Raw genomic sequence first — 16,445 nt, forward strand, 5'->3', positions numbered from 1 at the left:
GGATGAGCGCCTATTTCGACGAGCTTGAGACGCGCAGCCGGGACGCCCGCGAGGCGGCGCAACTGGCGGCACTGAACGATCAGCTGGCGCGCCACGGGATGGCGCCGCTGGAGACGCTGGCGGGGCTGGCGGCGCTGCCGGTGCTGCGCAAGTCCGAGCTGGTGGCGCGGCAGGCGGCGCAGCCGCCGTTCGGCGGGCTGCCGGTGTCGAACCTGGCCCATGTGTTCCAGAGCCCCGGGCCGATCTACGAGCCGGGCGGCATCAGCCACGACTGGTGGCGGATGGGGCGGTTCCTGAATGCCTGCGGCATCGGCCACGGCGACATCGTGCAGAACTGTTTCGGCTACCACCTGACGCCGGCGGGGATGATCTTTGAGTCCGGCGCGCGGGCGGTGGGGGCGGCGGTGCTGCCGGCCGGCACCGGCCAGACCGAGCTTCAGGCGCGCGCGGCGCATGACGTGGGCGTGACCGCCTATGCCGGGACGCCGGATTACCTGAAGGTGATCCTGGAAAAGGCCGACGAGATGGGCCTGGCGCTGAAGATCACCCGGGCGGCGGTGGGCGCCGGCGCGCTGTTTCCGTCGTTGCGCCAGTACTACGCCGATCACGGCATCCGCTGCCTGCAATGTTATGCCACCGCCGACCTGGGCATCATCGCCTACGAAAGCGACGCGATGGAGGGGATGATCCTGGACGAGCATGTCATCGTCGAGATCGTCACGCCCGGCACCGGCGACCCGGTGCCCGAGGGCGAGGTGGGCGAGGTGGTGGTGACCACGCTGAACCCCGACTACCCGCTGATCCGCTTTGCCACCGGCGACCTCAGTGCCGTGCTGCCGGGGACCAGCCCCTGCGGCCGCACCAACAGCCGGATCAAGGGCTGGATGGGCCGCGCCGACCAGACCACCAAGATCAAGGGCATGTTCGTGCGCCCCGAGCAGGTGGCGCAGCTGGTGGCGAAACACGCCGAGATCGCCCGCGCCCGCGTGGTGGCCACCCGCGAGGGCGAGATGGACGTGTTGACCGTGCGAATCGAGACCGAAGCGCAGGATCCGGCGCGCTACGAGGGCAGCGTGGCCGAGGTGCTGAAGCTGAAAGGCAAGGTCGAGCTGGTCGCGCCCGGCGCCTTGCCGCGGGACGGGCTGGTGATCGAGGATCAGCGCAAATACGACTGACCGGGGGCCAAACCCCTGTCGCATCGGCATGTTTCCGCGCGAAAGTGGCGGTGGCAGCGGGCCTTTGCCGCCGTCGCCGTGGCGGATGGCTTGCCCTGTGGGCGGGGGAGGGTAGGCTTTGCCCCGTGCAGATGAGCGGAGGACTGCGGATGCGAGGTGCGGCACTGGCCCTGTTGGGGGTGGTCCTGGGGGCGACGACGGCGCAGGCCTCGGGCGATGCGCTGGTGATCGGCAACAGCCGGTACTCGGCGGTGCAGACGCTGTTCGGGGCGCAGCGCGTGGGCGCGGCGGCGCAGGCGTTGTACGAGCGCGGCTTTGACGTGGCGCTGGCGCAGGATGCCTCGGCCGAGGAGATGCGCCGCGCCTTCGGGGAATTCGGCGAACTGCTGGACGACGACGGCGGGCCGGTGGTGATCGTGCTCACCGGGGCCTTTGTGCATTCCGACACCGGCAGTTACCTGTTGCCGGTCGACGGGGCGGGGCAGGTCGACGAGATCGACGTGCTGCTGAACGGCTTTCCGCTGGACGCGGCGCTGACGGTGCTGGCGGCCTACCAGGGGCGTGCCTTTTTGATCCTGGGCGAGACGGCGACCGAACCGGCGCTGGGCAGCTTTCTGTCGCCGGGGCTGGGCGTGCTGGACATCCCGCAGGGGGTGACGGTGCTGCGCGGCCCGGCGGTGGACGTGGCGCGCTACGCGGTGCGCGACATGGCGCGGACCGGGCGCTTTGTCCGCCGCGCGGCGATCGAATACGAGCTGACGGTCGAAGGCTACGCGCCGCCGACGCAGGTGATCGTGCGGGCTGAGGACGTGGCGCCGCCGGCCGGCGCGGCCGAGCCGCCGCTGCCCGATCCGGTGGCCTCGCGCGCCTCGGACGACGCGGCCTGGCGGCTGGCGCAGCAGGCCGATTCGGCCGATGGCTACCGCACCTACCTGGACGGCTTTCCCGACGGCGCGCATGTGAACGCCGCGCGACAGCGGCTGAGCGCGCTGGACTCCGAACCCTTCTACGCCGAGCGGCGCGCCGAGGAGGCGCTGGAGCTGGACCGCGACCAGCGCCGCGCCATCCAGCGCGCGCTGACCATCCTGGGCTTTGACACGCGCGGTATCGACGGCGTGTTCGGCAACGGCACGCGCGGGGCGATTCGCAACTGGCAGGAGGCGGCGGGGCTGCCGGTGTCGAGCTACCTGAGCAACGACCAGATCGCGCGGTTGCAGGTCCAGGCGGCGCGCCGCGCGGCCGAGCTGGAGGACGAGGCCAGGCGCAAGCAGGAGGCCCGCGACCGCGAGGAACTGGAATTCTGGCGTCGGGTCGAGAGCCGCGGCGACGAGGCCGGGTTCCGCGACTACCTCAAGACCTATCCCGACGGCCGCTTTGCGGCCGAGGCCAAGGCGGTGCTGAAACGCATCGACGACCAGCGCGCGGACCAGGCGGCGGGGCAGGACCGGCGCGACTGGGCGCAGGCGGCGCAGACCAACACCGTGGGGGCCTACCGCGACTACCTCGAGAAATGGCCCACCGGCGCGTTCCGGGCCGAGGCGGACCAGCGCATCGCCGAGTTGCAGCAGGATGCCGAAAAGGTGCGCAACGCGCTGGCGGCGCGCGACGAGGAACAGGCGATGAACCTGAACTTCGTGGCGCGGCAGCTGGCGGAGCACCGGCTGGACCAGTTGGGACTGAACCCGGGCAAGGTGGACGGTATCTTTGACGCGAACACGCGGACGGCGCTGCGGAAGTACCAGGAATCGCGCGGGCTGCGGGTGTCCGGCTACATGGACGAACAGACGGTCGTGCGGCTGCTGGCCGACAGCATCCGCGGCGGCAACTGAGGCCGGGGGCCGGGGGTTGGCGGGCGCCGCTCAGGGCTGCGCCCGTCGCCCTGCCGGTTGCCCCGCCCGCCGTCCAACGGAGCGCATGAAAAAACCCCGCCGGCGATGCCTGCGGGGTTCATTCGATCTTGCGGTCCGCCGAAGCGGTGCCAGGCGATGCCGGGGTCAGCCCTGGCGCGCCTTGAACTTCCGCTGCGTCTTGTTGATCACATAGACGCGGCCCTTGCGGCGCACAACGCGGCAGTCGCGATGGCGATTCTTGAGCGAGCGGAGAGAGTTTGCGACCTTCATGATCGTCCCCTTTCGTCGCGGCGCGCGAGCGCCTTTGGTTGCGGCCAAAACCCGAAAGTCCGAGAGGCAAGCCCCCCGGATCTCCGGGCGATGAATTCATGGTGGGCGATACTGGGATCGAACCAGTGACCCCTTCGATGTCAACGAAGTGCTCTACCGCTGAGCTAATCACCCGTAGTGTCCGCCGCTTGCCCCCCTTGCCCGGTGGCCCGGATACATGGGAGGATCGCGCTGGTGGGGGGTCTATAAATGGCTTCTTGACGGGGATCAAGGGCTTTTGGCGGCCGCATGAATCGGTCTATCTTGGAGCGAAACGGAGCACGGATGACCGACACGCCCTTCCACCTTCACATGCCCGAGGAACGCACATCCTGCGTTGTCTTTGCCTCGCCGCATTCGGGGCGCGACTACCCCTGGTCCTTTCTGCGCACCACGGTGCTGGACGAACACACCATCCGCAGTTCCGAGGATGCCTATGTCGACCGGCTGTTCGATTGCGCGCCGCAGTTCGGCGCGCCGCTGCTGCGGGCCGGGGCACCGCGAAGCTTTGTCGATCTCAACCGGGCCGAGGATGAACTGGACCCGGCGCTGATCGAGGGGCTGCGCCGATCCGGGCACAACCCGCGGGTGGCCAGCGGCCTGGGCGTGGTGCCGCGCGTCGTGGCCAACGGCCGCGCGATCTATCGCGGCAAGCTGTCGCGGATCGAGGCGGACCGGCGAATCGCCGAGGTCTGGCGGCCCTACCACGCGCGGTTGCAGGGGTTGCTGAACGAGGCACGCGCGCAGTTCGGCGAGACGATCCTGATCGACTGCCATTCGATGCCGCACGAGGCGCTGGACGGCACGGTGCGCAACAGCGCGCGGCGGCCCGAGGTGGTGATCGGCGACCGGTTCGGCGCCTCGGCCTCGGCCGAGATCGTCGAGCGGGTCGAGGCGGCCTTTGCCGACGCGGGGTTTGTGGTGGCGCGCAACGCACCCTTTGCCGGGGCCTTTACCACGCAGCATTACGGCCGCCCCTCGCGCCGCCAGCACGCGATCCAGATCGAGATCGACCGCGCGCTGTACATGGACGAGACCAGCATCCGCCCGAACGCCAATTTCCAGAACATGCGCCTGATGCTGCGCAAGGTGGTGGCCGAGCTGGTCACGCTGGGATCGTCGGGGGGATCGTCTGGACAGGTGCAGCTGGCGGCCGAATAGGGCCGGTCCGCGCCGTCCGCCGCGTCACCCCACCCACCCACCCGTGCCGCGCCGTCCGACGCGCGGACCGGCCCCGTCTCAGCGCGCGCCCGCCAGCACCCTGTCGAGTGCCGCGTCCAGCGGGGCGGGATCGTCGATCTGCAACCGCACGGGCAGGGTCAGCACCTCGCTGCGCAGGCTGGCGGGCAGGCGCACGGCGTCCTTTTCGGTGGTGACCAGCTGCGCCCCCAACAGCTGCGATTCGCGCAGCAGGCGGGTGACCAGCGCGGGGGTAAAGGGCTGGTGGTCGTCCAGCGCCTCGGCGCGGCGGATGTCGGCGCCGAGGCCGCGCAGGGTGGCAAAGAACTTTTCCGGGTGGCCGATCCCGGCAAAGGCCAGCGCGCGCAGGCCCTCCCACTCCATCCCGGTCTGAAGCGGCTCCAGCGCGCCGGTCAGGTGCGGCAGGGCAATCTGCGCGGCCCATGTCTCGGCAAAGCGCTGCTGCGCCGGGGCGGGGCCGATCGACAGCAGGAGGTCGGCGCGGGCCAGCCCGGCGGCGACGGGTTCGCGCAGCGGCCCGGCGGGCAGGCAGCGGCCATTGCCGAAGCCCGCCACCGCGTCGACGCAGACCAGCGTGAGATCCTTGGCCACGTCGGGGTTCTGCAAGCCGTCGTCGAGGATCAGCACCCCGGCGCCGGCCGCTTCGGCGGCGCAGGCACCTTCGGCACGGTCCTTGGCGACCCAGACCGGGCAGAAGGCGGCGAGCAGCAGGGGTTCGTCGCCGGTATCTTCGGCGCTGTGGCGCAGCGGGTCGACCTGCACCGGGCCCGCCAGGCGCCCGCCGTAGCCGCGCGACACGACATGCGGCGTCAGGCCCTGGCCCAGCAGGCGCTGGACCAGGGCGATCACCGTCGGTGTCTTGCCCGTGCCGCCGGCGTTGACGTTGCCGACGCAGATCACCGGCACACGCGGACGGATGCGCGGCGGGCGGGCGGTGCGGCGGGCGGTGGCGCGCGCGGTCAGCGCCGCCAGCGGGGCCAGCAGCCGGGCCTGCCAGGCGGGTGCCTCGGGTGGGGTCTGCCAGAAGGCGGGCGGGCGCATCAGGCGGCGCTCCGCTGATCGAGGATGTCCATGATCTCGGCCAGCAGACGGTCCACCAGCCGCGCCCCGGAGGAGATCACGTCCCAGCCGGCGTGGGCCATCGCCGCGGCCTGGTCCGGGGCCACCAGGTGCGACACCGCCGCGCCCAGCGAATCGGCGTCGCGCACGATGCGCGCGGCCCCGGCCGCCACCAGCCGCGAATAGGCTTCGAGATGGTTGCCGACGTTCGGGCCATAGAGCACGGCGGTGCCCAGCGAGGCGGCCTCGAACGGGTCTGTCCCGCCGCCGGTGCCGGGCGCCAGCGAGCCGCCGAGAAAGGCCAGCGGGGCGAGGCGATACCACAGCCCCAGTTCCTCGGGGCTGCGGGTCAGCAGGACCTGGGTGTTTTCATCCGGCGTTTCGCCCGCGTCCCAGTCGCAGACGCGCATCTGGGCATTGGCCACCAGCGGCACGATCTGTTCGGCGGCCCGGGCATCGGCGGGCACAACGACCAGCAGCAGCCGGTGCGCAAGGCGGCTGGCCTGGCGGTGCGCCATCAGCACGTCGCGCGCCTCTTCGGGACACAGCCGCGCGGCAAGCCAGACAGGCCTGCCGGCGAGGATCCCGGCCATTTCCTCGTGCAGACTGATGGCGCAATCCAGCGGCGCCTCGGTGTCGAGAAAGGGCGTCGCGTCGTGGACACGCGCGGACTCGACCCCCAGCCGCCGCACCCGCCGGCTGGCGGCGGGGCCGGTGGTGTAGAGGCTGTCGAACAGCGCCAGCGTCGCCGGGGTGGGATCGGGCAGCCAGCGCGGCGCCTCGGTGGTGAAAGGGGCATCGTCCAGGTCGAGCGCGATCATGTGGCTGCCGCCCTCGGACAGGGCCGACAGCAGGCCGGGGCGCAGGGTGTGCCCGGTCCAGAGCGCGATGTCCGGGCGAAAGCGCCGCGCCGCGCGCAGATCGTCGGCGGCCATGTCGCGCGGCAAGGGGACCTGGGTCAGGCCGGGGCGTTCCGGGATGCGGCCGCTCAGCCAGACCTGCGTCCTCGGGCGCTGCGACAGCAGGCGGCTGCCCAGGCTGGCCATGGCGCGGCCGCGTTCGCTGTCTCCGGCAAAGCCCCAGACCAGCGGGCCCTGGGGTCGCTCCGGCCAGACCGGGGCAGGGCCCGGCGCCGTCGCGCTGCGGGCGAAGGTCATGTAGGCCGACAGGCTGAGTGCCCGCCGCGTCACCGCGGGCGGCCCTCACCGCAACGCGCCTGGCCCGAGGTCGCGCCAGGCGGCCGGGATGCAGGGTCACGGGGGGAAAGCGGAGGGCACATCGGGCATAGTCCTTCGGGCCGTCGCCGGTTGCGGGCTGCGTGGACCCTAGCGAATCGTCGGGTCCGGTCAAGGCGGCGGGGGTGTGGCGCTCAGGCCCGCCGGTCCAGCAGGGCGGCGTGCAGTTGCGGATTGGCGGCCAGCATGCCGGCTGCCTGCGGCACCGGGGCGTTGAAGCGCAGCGTGGCGCCATGCCCGTCGGTGATGCGGGCGCCGGCCTCGGTCAGCAGCAGGGCCCCGGCGGCGATGTCCCATTCCCAGGTCGGGCGAAAGGTGAACATGGCGTCATAGCGCCCTTCGGCCACCAAGCTCTGGCGGTAGGCCAGCGAGGGGCGGTAGCTGCGCTTGACCGGCGGCGCGCCGCCCGGCCAGTGGCTGGCCTCGAGGCTGGGGCGGGTGGCCAGCACATCGGCGTCCTCGGGGCGGGGGGTGACGCGGGCGGCGATGGCCTGCCCGTTCAGCCGCGCGCCGCCGCCGAGGCTGGCGGAATAGAGCTTGTCCATCATCGGCAGGTAGACGACGGAGGCGATCACCGTGCCGTTTTCGACCACCGCCAGCGCGTGCGCCCAGCTGCGCGAACCCTCGATGAAGGCGCGGGTGCCGTCGATCGGGTCGATGATGAAGACGCGGCGGGCCGAGAGGCGGGCGGGGGCGTCCGGGCTTTCCTCGCTCAGCCAGCCGTAATCGGGCCGGGCGCCGCGCAGCACCTGGTGCAGGCGGTCGTTCACCGCCAGGTCGGCGACGGTGACGGGGCTGGCGTCATGGCTTTTCAGCTGCACGTCCAGCGCGCCGCCGACATAGCCGGTGGCGATCTCTCCGGCCTGCCGCGCGGCGTCGATCAGCAGCGCGAGGTCATTCACCGGCAAGGGTCAGCCCCTCAACCAGCAGCGAGGGCACGACCCGGCTGAGCCAGGGGCGGGCATCGTTGGCGGGCACGATCGTGCGCAGCATCTGCCGCAGGTTGCCCGCGACGGTGACGCCGGAGACGGGGTAGGCGATCTGCCCGTTCTCGATCCAGAAGCCCGCCGCCCCGCGCGAATAGTCGCCGGTGTTGGGGTTGATCGTGGCACCGATCATCGAGGTGACCAGCAGCCCGCTGCCCATTTCGCGCATCAGGTCGGCGCGCGTGTGCGTGCCCTGGGTCAGCTCCAGGTTCCAGGCGGTGGGCGAGACCGAGCCGCCGCCGTGCGCCGCGTTGGCGGTGCTCTGCATCCCCAGCTTGCGCGCGTTGGCCAGGTCCAGCGTCCAGCCGGTCAGCACGCCCTTGTCGATCACGGCGCGGCGGCGCGTCGGCAAGCCCTCGGCATCGAAGGGGCGCGAGCCGGAGATGCGCGGGCGGTGCGGGTCTTCGATCAGGCTGAGGCCCTCGGGCAGAACCTGCTGGCCCAGGCTGTCGCGCAGCCAGGACTGGCCGCGCGCCACCTGCGCGCCGTTGGCGGCGGCCACCAGGTGGCCGATCAGCGACGAGGAAATCCGTTCGTCGAACAGCACCGGGTAGGCGCCGGTTTTCGGCTTGCGCGGGCTCAGCCGCTCCAGCGCGCGGGCGGCGGCGGTGGCGCCGATGTCCTCGGCGCTGCGCAACTCGGACTGGAAGACGCGCGAATCGCCGTCGTAATCCCGCTCCATCTTCAGCCCTTCGCCGGCGATGGCGACGCAGTAGAGGCTGCGCGCGGTGCGGCGGTAGCTGCCTTCAAAGCCGTTGGTCGCGGCAAAGGCGATGTCCTGCGCGCCGTACTGCGCGGCGGCGCTGTCGATGCGGGTGATGCCGGGGTGGCGCAGCGCCTCGGCCTCGGCGCGGCGGGCGTCTTCCTCCAGCTCGGTCGGGCTGGGTTCGGGCGCGGGGTCGTGCAGTTGCAGCGGACCGGCGTCGCGGTTGGTGGCCAGCTGCGCCGGGTCGGCGAGGCCGATCCAGGGGTCCTCGGGCGCCTCGCGCGCCATGGCGACGGCGCGGGCGGCCATTTCGGCCATCGCCTCGGGGCGGATGTCCGAACCGGAGATCGACGCCATGCGCTGGCCGACAAAGACCCGCAGGCTGAGGTCGCGGTCCTCGGAGCGTTCGGCCTGTTCCAGTCGCCCGCCGCGCACGTCGATCGACAGCGACGTGGCCGCCACCGCGAGGGCATCCGCCGTATCGGCCCCCGCGCTGCGGGCGGCGTCGATCAGGGCGGCGGCAAGCGTGGCGGGCGTATCGGACATGGGCACCTCGGGGTCTGGATTTCCCCCGAGGTAAGACGCCGCGCGCGTGGAGGCAAGGCCGGGACGTTGCAACGGGGGGGCGGGGAGGGGCCCGGGACGGGGTCAGCGCGCCGGTTCGGTCACCGCCACGATCGGCCCCATGCGGCGGCCAAGGTCGGCCCGCCCGATCTGTGGCGCATAGAGCCGCGAGATGTTGCCATCCAGGAACAGCGCATTGGGCAGCTTCAGCACGTCGCGGAAGAAGCGGCCGAATTCGTGAAAGGTGACGATGTCCTGCGAGATGACAAAGACCGCGCGCCGCCCGTCGGCCGAGGTGCCGACCCCGTTGCGCACGTAGCGCGAGGTGCTGTCAGGCAGGAAACGCGGGTGCAGCGCGCCGTCGATCACCAGCATCGGACCCGACTGCGTGGCATGGCGGCACTGCGGCGGGCTGGACAGGTAGGCGCGCGTCTCGACCACCCGCGCCCAGCCGTCACCGATGCAGAAGATGCCGTTGGGCAGCAGCCCGAAGTTGCCGCGCGACGGGCCGGAGAGCACGCGCATCTCCTCGCGCCCGTCCTCGAGGTAGTAGCCCACGGGGGCGCGGTCCTGGTGGTACATGCCGGCGTTCATGGCAAAGACCAGCTGCCGGCCCTGCGCGTCCAGCGCCGATTTCAGCGTGGTGAACTGGCCATAGGGGGTGCCGTCCGCGTCGGCGCGGAACAGGCGCAGGTCCTCTATCGCGGCGTCGACCTCGCAGAGGGTGTAGGATTTGCCTTCAAAGCTGGTGTCGCGGCAGCTGACCGCGCGGGCCTCCTGCGCCGGACCGGCGATGGCCGCGAGCGCGACGGCAAGGAGGGCAGCGAGACGGCGCATCGGCTCAGTCTTCGATATCGCGGCGCACCGCCTCGTCGGCGAACAGGCGGCGGGTCTCGTCGAGGTTGTCAAAGGTCTGGTCCAGCCGGAACCGCAGCTCGGGCGCGTATTTCAGCGTGAGGCCCTGCGACACGGCGCGGCGCAGCTCGCCCTTGTTGCGGTCGAGCAGGGCGAACATGTCGTCCGCATGCTGTCCGCCCAGCGGCACGACGTAGGCCGTGGCGATCTTGAGATCGGGCGAAACCCGCACCTCGCCCACCGTGATCGAGAGGCGGTTGAGTTCGGGGTCGTGGATGTCGCCGCGCTGGAGCACCTCGGAGAGGGTGCGCCGTATCAGCTCGGCCACCCGGAGCTGGCGTTGGCTGGGGCCGGAGCCCTCCTGGAATCTGTTGCGTGCCATGGAACCAGACTTAAGCCCGCCGCAGCACTTTGCCAAGCGCTGCGGAAGGGCGTGCAATCCCTTGTGAAGGGCGGTAACAGGTGCCGGAGTTTTGAGCCAAGGGAGCGGGGACCATGGAGGATTATGGCGTAGTCGTCACGGGCGTGTCGGGCCGGATGGGCCAGATGCTGGTGCAGCAGGTGGCGGCGCACGACAAACTCCACCTCTGCGGCGCGCTGGAGCGGGCCGGCCATCCCTGGATCGGCCAGGACCTGGGCCTGGCGATGGGCGGTGCGGCGCTGGGCGTCATGGTGTCGGACGACCCGCTGGACAGCTTTGCCCGCGCCCATGCGGTGATCGACTTTACCGCGCCGGCGGCCACGGTGGCCTTTGCCGAGCTGGCAGCGCAGGCGCGGCTGGTCCACGTGATCGGCACCACCGGGCTGTCTGACGACGACCTGCACAAGATCGCCCTGGCGGCGCGGCATTCGATCGTCGTGCGGGCCGGCAACATGAGCCTGGGCGTGAACCTGCTGACCCAGGTGACAAAGCGGGTGGCGGCGGCGCTGGACGCCGACTGGGACATCGAGATCGTCGAGGCGCATCACAACCGCAAGGTCGATGCGCCCTCGGGCACCGCGCTGATGCTGGGCGAGGCGGCGGCCGAGGGCCGTGGCGTGGCGCTGTCCGATGTGGCCGACCGTGGCCGCGACGGCATGACCGGCGCACGCAAGCGCGGCGACATCGGCTTTCACGCCATCCGCGGCGGCGACGTCGTGGGTGAGCACGAGGTGATCTTTGCGACCCAGGGCGAACGGATCGTGCTGAAACACATCGCCTCGGACCGGGCGCTGTTTGCCCGCGGCGCCCTGCGCGCGGCGGTCTGGGGGCAGGGCAAGGATCCGGGCGAATACGACATGCTGGACGTGCTGGGCCTGAAGTAACCCCGCGCCCGCGCGCCGCCCGGAGCGCGCCCCACCCGCCCACCCGCGCGCTCCGCTCGACGCGCGGGCGCGGGTTTGGCTTCTTTGGTTTTCCAAGTACCTCGGGGGAGTCGCCGCAGGCGACGGGGGCAGAGCCCCCGTCTTTTCCACCGGAGAGCCCAAGCCCCGCTCAGAAGTCGATGGCGAGGCCCTTTTTCTCCCAGTCGCCATAGCGCACCGGCTCGGGCCCGTCGCGGCCGCCCAGCTCCCGTGGTGGCGGGTTGGCCTTTGCCTCGGCCTCGGCCCGGGCGCGGCGCTCTTCTGCCTCGGCCAGCGCGCGTTGCGCGGCGGGGGGCAGGTCCTGTCTGGGGTCTTCGGACATCGGTCTTTCCTCGTCTGGTCCCCCCTGATATACGCCCGTCGGTTCGGGGGACAAGCCTGCCCGCCGCCGCAGACCCGCCCAGACTCGCCGCAGACCCGCCCAGACTCGCAAGGAGCCCCCATGCCCGCAGCCCCCAGCCCCGCCCGCCTGGCCGCCGTCGACCTTCTGGACCAGGTGCTGGAGCAGGGCGGCCCCCTGTCCGAGACGGACCGGCTGGACCGGCTCGACCCCGCCGACCGGGCGGCGGCGCAGCGGCTGGCGGTGATGACCCTGCGCGGCATGGAGCGCGCCGACAGGCTGCTGAAACCGCACCTGCGCAAGGCGCCGCCGCTGCGGGTGATGAACATCCTGCGGCTGGGCACGGCCGAGCTTTGCGCCGGCGGCGCGGCGCATGGCGTGGTCAGCGACTGTGTCGAGATCGCCGCCCAGGGCAAGTGGACGGCCAGCGCCAAGGGGCTGGTCAACGCCGTGCTGCGCAAGGTGGCCGCCGACGGCCCCGCCGCCTGGGGCAAGCAGCGGTTCCCGCGTCTGCCCCGCTGGCTGCGCGACCCGCTGGTCGAGGCCTGGGGGCCGCAGGCTGTCGCCAACATGGAGCGGGTGCATTTCGAAGGCGCGCCGCTGGACCTGACGCCGAAACCGGGCGCGGACCTGTCGGCGCTGGGCGGCGAGTTGCTGCCCACCGGCTCGGTGCGACTGCGCGATGCGGGGCAGATCAGCGCGCTGCCCGGCTACGCGGAGGGCGACTGGTGGGTGCAGGACGCCGCCGCTGCCCTTCCGGTCAAGCTGCTGGGGGACGTCACCGGCCTGTCGGTGCTGGACCTCTGCGCCGCGCCCGGCGGCAAGACGCTGCAACTGGCCGCTGCCGGGGCGCAGGTGACCGCGCTCGACCTGTCGCAGGCGCGGCTGGAGCGGGTGTCCGAGAACCTCGCCCGCACGCGCCTGAGCGCCACCCTGGTGGCGGGTGACGCGATGGAGCACGAGGGCCAGTATGACGCCGTTCTGCTGGACGCGCCCTGTTCGGCCACCGGAACCATCCGCCGCCACCCCGACCTGCCGCACGCCCACCAGGGCGAACGCATCACCGAGCTGATCGGCCTGCAGGAGGCGCTGTTCGACAAGGCGCTGAGCCTGCTGAAGCCGGGCGGCAAGCTGGTCTATGCCACCTGTTCGTTGATCCCGGACGAGGGCGAATGCCAGGTCGACGAGGCGCTGGCGCGCCACCCGGACCTGCGCGTGCTGCCGCTGGACGCGCCCTGGATCGAGGACAAGTGGCGGTCAGACGAGGGCGGGCTGCGCCTCAGGCCCGATTTCTGGGCCGAAAAGGGCGGCATGGACGGCTTCTACATGGCGCTGCTGTCGAAGGGGTAACTCCTTGATGACTTGCCCGGGTTTCGCGGCTATCCTGCCGGCAACAAGCCCGGAACGGGCGACCTGAGGCAGTCGAAGAGCAATGGAGATGTCCACGGCCAGGAACTGGCGGACCGCGCACGCGCGGATGATGAACCGCATGCAGGCGCGCATGGCGGCCCGCACGCGGCCGGCCGAAGGATTCGTCTCGCAGCCTGAGCCGCGCACCGTGGGGTTTTTCGCCCGTGGGCGGCAGATGATCGCCGGGAACCTGATGTTCGCCGGTCACCTGGTCGAGGCCGAGGGCCGCCTGCTCTGGGCGATTGAGCCGCCCGACGGCAGTTTCGCCGAGGAAACCCACGGCTTTGGCTGGCTCGACGACCTGGCCGCCGTGGGCGACATGAAGGCGCGCGCGCTGGCGCAGGACTGGCTCTGGGACTGGATCGCCCGCTATGGCAAGGGGCGCGGCCCCGGCTGGACGCCGGAACTGACCGGCCGCCGGGTGATCCGCTGGATCCATCACGCGCTGTTCCTGCTGCGCGGCCGCGGCGCCGAGGACAGCGAGAAATTCTATGCCGCGCTGGCGGCGCAGACCCGCTTTCTGGCGCGCCGCGCCCATGTCGCCGCCCCCGGCCTGCCGCGCTTCGAGGCGATGACCGGACTGCTCTATGCCGGGCTGTCGTTGCAGGGGATGGAGGCGCATATCGCCCCCGCGCGCGAGGCGCTGGGCGCGGATTGCGCGAAACAGGTGGACGCGCAGGGCGGCATCGCCACCCGCAACCCCGAGGAATTGCTGGAGGTCTTTACCCTGCTGACCTGGGCGCAGCAGGCGCTGGTCGAGGCCGACCTGGAGCCCGAGCCGGACCACCTGACCGCCATCGCCCGCATCGCCCCCACCCTGCGCACCCTGCGCCATGCGGACGGCGGGCTGGCGCGGTTCCATGGCGGCGGGCGGGGTCTGGAAGGGCGGCTGGACCGGGCGCTGGCGGCCTCGGGCAACAAGAAGCGGCAGGCGGACGGGCTGGCGATGGGCTTTGCCCGGCTGTCGGCCCTGCGCTCCTCGATCATCGTCGACGCCGCCCCGCCGCCCGCGGGCGCGGCCTCGGCCCATGCCCATGCCTCGACGCTTGCGTTCGAGCTGACCTCGGGGCGGCGGCCGCTGATCGTCAACTGCGGCTCGGGCGGCGGCTTTGGCGAACAGTGGCGGCGCGCGGGGCGGGCCACGCCGTCGCATTCCACGCTGTGCCTGCAAGGCTATTCCTCGGCCCGGCTGGGCCAGCCGCGCTGGATCGGCGACGCGCGCCGCGAGCTGCTGGAGGACGCGCCGCGCCACGTGCCGATCCAGATGAGCCACCTGCCCGAGAGCTTGCGCTTTGAAGGCGGGCACGATGGCTATGTGACGGTGCAGGGACTGACCCATGCCCGCAGCCTGGAGCTGTCGCTGGACGGGCGCACGCTGAAGGGCGAGGATTACCTTGTCGCGCTGGACGGGCCGTCGAAGAAACGCTTTGACCGGGCGATGGACGCGCTCAGGCTGGCGGGGCTGCCCTACGAGGTGCGGTTTCACCTGCACCCCGACGTGGACGTCGCCCTGGACATGGGCGGCACGGCGGTGTCGATGGCGCTGCGGTCCGGCGAAATCTGGGTGTTCCGTTATGACGGGGCGGTGGAAATGACGCTGGAACCCTCGGTCTACCTGGAAAAGGGGCGGCTTCAGCCACGTGCGACGAAGCAGGTCGTTTTATCCGGCCGCGCGATGCAGTATGCGACGCGCGTCCGCTGGTCGCTGGCCAAGGCGCAGGAGACCGCATTCGCGATCCGCGACCTGACCCGTGACGAGGCGGACATGACCGTCTGAGCGGTCATCGTCCAGATAACGTCCGAGGGAATCACCGATGTCCGACCTGCAACCCGTGCGCCGCGCGCTCCTTTCCGTTTCCGACAAGACCGGCCTGATCGCCATGGCAGGCGCGCTGGCGGCGCGCGGGGTCGAACTGCTGTCGACCGGCGGCTCGGCCAAGGCGCTGCGCGAGGCGGGGCTGGCGGTGCGCGACGTGGCGGATGTGACGGGATTCCCCGAGATGATGGATGGCCGGGTCAAGACGCTGCACCCCGCGGTGCACGGCGGCCTTCTGGCGCTGCGCGACGATGCGGCCCATGTCGCGGCGATGGAAACCCACGGCATCGCGCCGATCGACCTGCTGGTGGTCAACCTCTACCCCTTCGAGGCGGCGCTGGCGCGCGGCGCGGGTTATGACGAGATGATCGAGAACATCGACATCGGCGGCCCGGCGATGATCCGCGCGGCGGCCAAGAACCACGCCTTTGTCACCACGCTGGTCGATGTCGAGGACTACGGCGCGCTGCTGGCCGAGCTGGAGGCGCACGACGGCCAGACCACGATGGCCTTTCGCCAGCGGCAGGCGCAGATCGCCTATGCCCGCACAGGGGCCTATGATGCCGCCGTCAGCACCTGGATGGCCAGCGCCATCGGTGAGACGACCCCGCGCCGCCGGGTCTTTGCCGGGACGCTGGCGCAGGGCCTGCGCTACGGCGAGAACCCGCACCAGGCGGCGGCGTTCTACGTCGATGGCTCCAACCGCGCCGGGGTGGCCGTGGCCGAGCAGTTGCAGGGCAAGGAACTGAGCTACAACAACATCAACGACACCGATGCCGCCTATGAACTGGTGTCGGAATTCCTGCCCGCCGACGGGCCGGCCTGCGCGATCATCAAGCACGCCAACCCCAGCGGCGTGGCGCGCGGCGCGACCCTGCTGGAGGCCTACCAGAAGGCCTATGACTGCGACCGCACCTCGGCCTTTGGCGGGATCGTGGCGCTGAATGGCGAGTTGGACGGCGCGACGGCGCAGGCGATCTGCGAGATCTTCACCGAGGTGGTCATCGCCCCGGCGATCTCGGCCGAGGCGCGCGAGATCTTTGCCGGCAAGAAGAACCTGCGCCTGCTGCTGACCCCCGGCCTGCCCGATCCGGCGCAGGCGGGGCTGGCCTGGCGGCAGGTGTCGGGCGGGCTGCTGGTGCAGGACCGCGACAACGGCGCGCGGGCGCTGTCGGACCTCAAGGTGGTCACGAAGAAGGCCCCGACCGAAGCGCAGATGGCCGACCTGCTGTTTGCCTGGAAGGTGGCCAAGCATGTGAAATCCAACGCCATCGTCTATGTCCGCGACCTGGCCACCGTGGGGGTCGGCGCGGGGCAGATGAGCCGGGTCGATTCCGCCCTGATCGCCGCGAAGAAGGCCGAGCGCATGGCCGAGGCGCTGGGCCTGCCTGCGCCGCTGACGCAAGGCTCTGCCGTGGCCTCGGATGCGTTCTTTCCCTTCCCGGACGGGCTGATGGAGGCGGCGGCGGCAGGAGCGAGCTGCGTCATCCAGCCGGGCGGGTCGATGCGCGACGACGAGGTGATCGCCGCCGCGGACGAAGCCGGGCTGGCCATGGTGTTCACCGGGATGCGCCATTTCCGCCACTGAGCGCGGGT

Annotated in this window: 15 protein-coding genes and 1 tRNA gene; 7 read left to right on the top strand and 9 right to left on the bottom strand. The window is 71.4% G+C overall.

The window, feature by feature from the left end:
• Positions 1–2 precede the first annotated feature (2 nt).
• Together MAA8898_RS07425 and MAA8898_RS07430 are read left to right on the top strand one after the other, a co-directional pair.
• Positions 3–1,175, top strand: a complete 1,173-nt coding sequence (locus MAA8898_RS07425) for a phenylacetate--CoA ligase family protein (protein WP_094020350.1) — start codon at positions 3–5, stop codon at positions 1,173–1,175.
• Positions 1,176–1,324: 149 nt separating this feature from the next.
• Entirely contained in the window at positions 1,325–3,004 is a 1,680-nt protein-coding gene (locus MAA8898_RS07430; protein WP_094020351.1) for a peptidoglycan-binding domain-containing protein, read from the top strand.
• 165 nt (positions 3,005–3,169) lie between these two features.
• Here MAA8898_RS07430 and ykgO read toward each other — a convergent pair whose 3' ends face one another.
• On the bottom strand, positions 3,170–3,295 hold the full coding sequence (ykgO, locus tag MAA8898_RS07435; protein ID WP_005859170.1) for a type B 50S ribosomal protein L36: 126 nt from the start codon (positions 3,293–3,295) through the stop codon (positions 3,170–3,172).
• Between the two features lie 99 nt (positions 3,296–3,394).
• Positions 3,395–3,469 (bottom strand) — tRNA-Val (locus MAA8898_RS07440).
• 150 nt (positions 3,470–3,619) lie between these two features.
• On the opposite strand from MAA8898_RS07440, the gene MAA8898_RS07445 reads away from it, so the two are divergent.
• Positions 3,620–4,495, top strand: coding sequence for an N-formylglutamate amidohydrolase (locus MAA8898_RS07445; protein WP_094020352.1), 876 nt, complete (start codon positions 3,620–3,622; stop codon positions 4,493–4,495).
• A 78-nt stretch (positions 4,496–4,573) separates the two neighbouring features.
• Here the strand turns inward: MAA8898_RS07445 and lpxK are convergent, their stop codons facing one another.
• The 6 genes from lpxK to rbfA all read right to left on the bottom strand — a co-directional run bounded on the left by lpxK (position 4,574) and on the right by rbfA (position 10,321).
• Entirely contained in the window at positions 4,574–5,575 is a 1,002-nt protein-coding gene (lpxK, locus tag MAA8898_RS07450) for a tetraacyldisaccharide 4'-kinase (protein WP_094020353.1), read from the bottom strand.
• On the bottom strand, positions 5,575–6,783 hold the full coding sequence (locus tag MAA8898_RS07455; RefSeq protein ID WP_245853274.1) for a 3-deoxy-D-manno-octulosonic acid transferase: 1,209 nt from the start codon (positions 6,781–6,783) through the stop codon (positions 5,575–5,577). The genes lpxK and MAA8898_RS07455 overlap by 1 nt, the downstream gene beginning before the upstream one ends.
• 179 nt (positions 6,784–6,962) lie before the next feature.
• Positions 6,963–7,736: a 3'(2'),5'-bisphosphate nucleotidase CysQ gene (locus MAA8898_RS07460; protein ID WP_094020354.1), complete on the bottom strand. Its 774-nt coding sequence runs from the start codon at positions 7,734–7,736 to the stop codon at positions 6,963–6,965.
• Positions 7,723–9,066, bottom strand: a complete 1,344-nt coding sequence (locus tag MAA8898_RS07465; protein WP_094020355.1) for a TldD/PmbA family protein — start codon at positions 9,064–9,066, stop codon at positions 7,723–7,725. The genes MAA8898_RS07460 and MAA8898_RS07465 overlap by 14 nt, the downstream gene beginning before the upstream one ends.
• Before the next feature lie 102 nt (positions 9,067–9,168).
• Positions 9,169–9,921, bottom strand: coding sequence for a phosphodiester glycosidase family protein (locus MAA8898_RS07470; protein ID WP_094020356.1), 753 nt, complete (start codon positions 9,919–9,921; stop codon positions 9,169–9,171).
• Between the two features lie 4 nt (positions 9,922–9,925).
• Positions 9,926–10,321 (bottom strand): 30S ribosome-binding factor RbfA, encoded by a 396-nt coding sequence (rbfA, locus tag MAA8898_RS07475; protein WP_094020357.1) that lies wholly within the window; start codon positions 10,319–10,321, stop codon positions 9,926–9,928.
• Between the two features lie 113 nt (positions 10,322–10,434).
• Between rbfA and dapB the strand changes: the two genes are divergently transcribed.
• Positions 10,435–11,244 (top strand): 4-hydroxy-tetrahydrodipicolinate reductase, encoded by an 810-nt coding sequence (gene dapB / locus MAA8898_RS07480; protein ID WP_094020358.1) that lies wholly within the window; start codon positions 10,435–10,437, stop codon positions 11,242–11,244.
• Positions 11,245–11,413: 169 nt separating this feature from the next.
• Here the strand turns inward: dapB and MAA8898_RS07485 are convergent, their stop codons facing one another.
• Positions 11,414–11,605, bottom strand: a complete 192-nt coding sequence (locus tag MAA8898_RS07485) for a DUF1674 domain-containing protein (protein ID WP_094020359.1) — start codon at positions 11,603–11,605, stop codon at positions 11,414–11,416.
• Positions 11,606–11,725: 120 nt separating this feature from the next.
• Here MAA8898_RS07485 and MAA8898_RS07490 point away from each other — a divergent pair, with 120 nt between their 5' ends.
• From MAA8898_RS07490 to purH, 3 genes are all read left to right on the top strand, one after another.
• Positions 11,726–12,973 carry an RsmB/NOP family class I SAM-dependent RNA methyltransferase gene (locus MAA8898_RS07490; protein ID WP_094020360.1) on the top strand — a complete coding sequence of 416 codons (1,248 nt, stop codon included), beginning with the start codon at positions 11,726–11,728 and terminating at the stop codon, positions 12,971–12,973.
• Positions 12,974–13,061: 88 nt separating this feature from the next.
• Entirely contained in the window at positions 13,062–14,810 is a 1,749-nt protein-coding gene (locus tag MAA8898_RS07495; protein ID WP_094020456.1) for a heparinase II/III family protein, read from the top strand.
• A 37-nt stretch (positions 14,811–14,847) separates the two neighbouring features.
• The gene (gene purH / locus MAA8898_RS07500; protein ID WP_094020361.1) at positions 14,848–16,437 is read left to right on the top strand and encodes a bifunctional phosphoribosylaminoimidazolecarboxamide formyltransferase/IMP cyclohydrolase; all 1,590 of its coding nucleotides are present in this window, start codon (positions 14,848–14,850) and stop codon (positions 16,435–16,437) included.
• The last annotated feature ends 8 nt before the right edge of the window (positions 16,438–16,445 follow it).

It is taken from the genome of Antarctobacter aquimaris (genome assembly GCF_900184945.1).
GTDB lineage: Bacteria > Pseudomonadota > Alphaproteobacteria > Rhodobacterales > Rhodobacteraceae > Maliponia > Maliponia aquimaris.

What these genes read in the sequence shown, in the direction of transcription:
- MAA8898_RS07490 (WP_094020360.1), top strand. Translation starts at nt 11,726, where the DNA reads ATGCCCGCAGCCCCCAGCCCCGCCCGCCTGGCCGCCGTCGACCTTCTG.
- MAA8898_RS07465 (WP_094020355.1), bottom strand. Translation starts at nt 9,066, where the DNA reads ATGTCCGATACGCCCGCCACGCTTGCCGCCGCCCTGATCGACGCCGCC.
- MAA8898_RS07495 (WP_094020456.1), top strand. Translation starts at nt 13,062, where the DNA reads ATGTCCACGGCCAGGAACTGGCGGACCGCGCACGCGCGGATGATGAAC.
- purH (WP_094020361.1), top strand. Translation starts at nt 14,848, where the DNA reads ATGTCCGACCTGCAACCCGTGCGCCGCGCGCTCCTTTCCGTTTCCGAC.
- dapB (WP_094020358.1), top strand. Translation starts at nt 10,435, where the DNA reads ATGGAGGATTATGGCGTAGTCGTCACGGGCGTGTCGGGCCGGATGGGC.
- MAA8898_RS07425 (WP_094020350.1), top strand. Translation starts at nt 3, where the DNA reads ATGAGCGCCTATTTCGACGAGCTTGAGACGCGCAGCCGGGACGCCCGC.
- rbfA (WP_094020357.1), bottom strand. Translation starts at nt 10,321, where the DNA reads ATGGCACGCAACAGATTCCAGGAGGGCTCCGGCCCCAGCCAACGCCAG.
- lpxK (WP_094020353.1), bottom strand. Translation starts at nt 5,575, where the DNA reads ATGCGCCCGCCCGCCTTCTGGCAGACCCCACCCGAGGCACCCGCCTGG.
- MAA8898_RS07485 (WP_094020359.1), bottom strand. Translation starts at nt 11,605, where the DNA reads ATGTCCGAAGACCCCAGACAGGACCTGCCCCCCGCCGCGCAACGCGCG.
- MAA8898_RS07445 (WP_094020352.1), top strand. Translation starts at nt 3,620, where the DNA reads ATGACCGACACGCCCTTCCACCTTCACATGCCCGAGGAACGCACATCC.
- ykgO (WP_005859170.1), bottom strand. Translation starts at nt 3,295, where the DNA reads ATGAAGGTCGCAAACTCTCTCCGCTCGCTCAAGAATCGCCATCGCGAC.
- MAA8898_RS07470 (WP_094020356.1), bottom strand. Translation starts at nt 9,921, where the DNA reads ATGCGCCGTCTCGCTGCCCTCCTTGCCGTCGCGCTCGCGGCCATCGCC.
- MAA8898_RS07430 (WP_094020351.1), top strand. Translation starts at nt 1,325, where the DNA reads ATGCGAGGTGCGGCACTGGCCCTGTTGGGGGTGGTCCTGGGGGCGACG.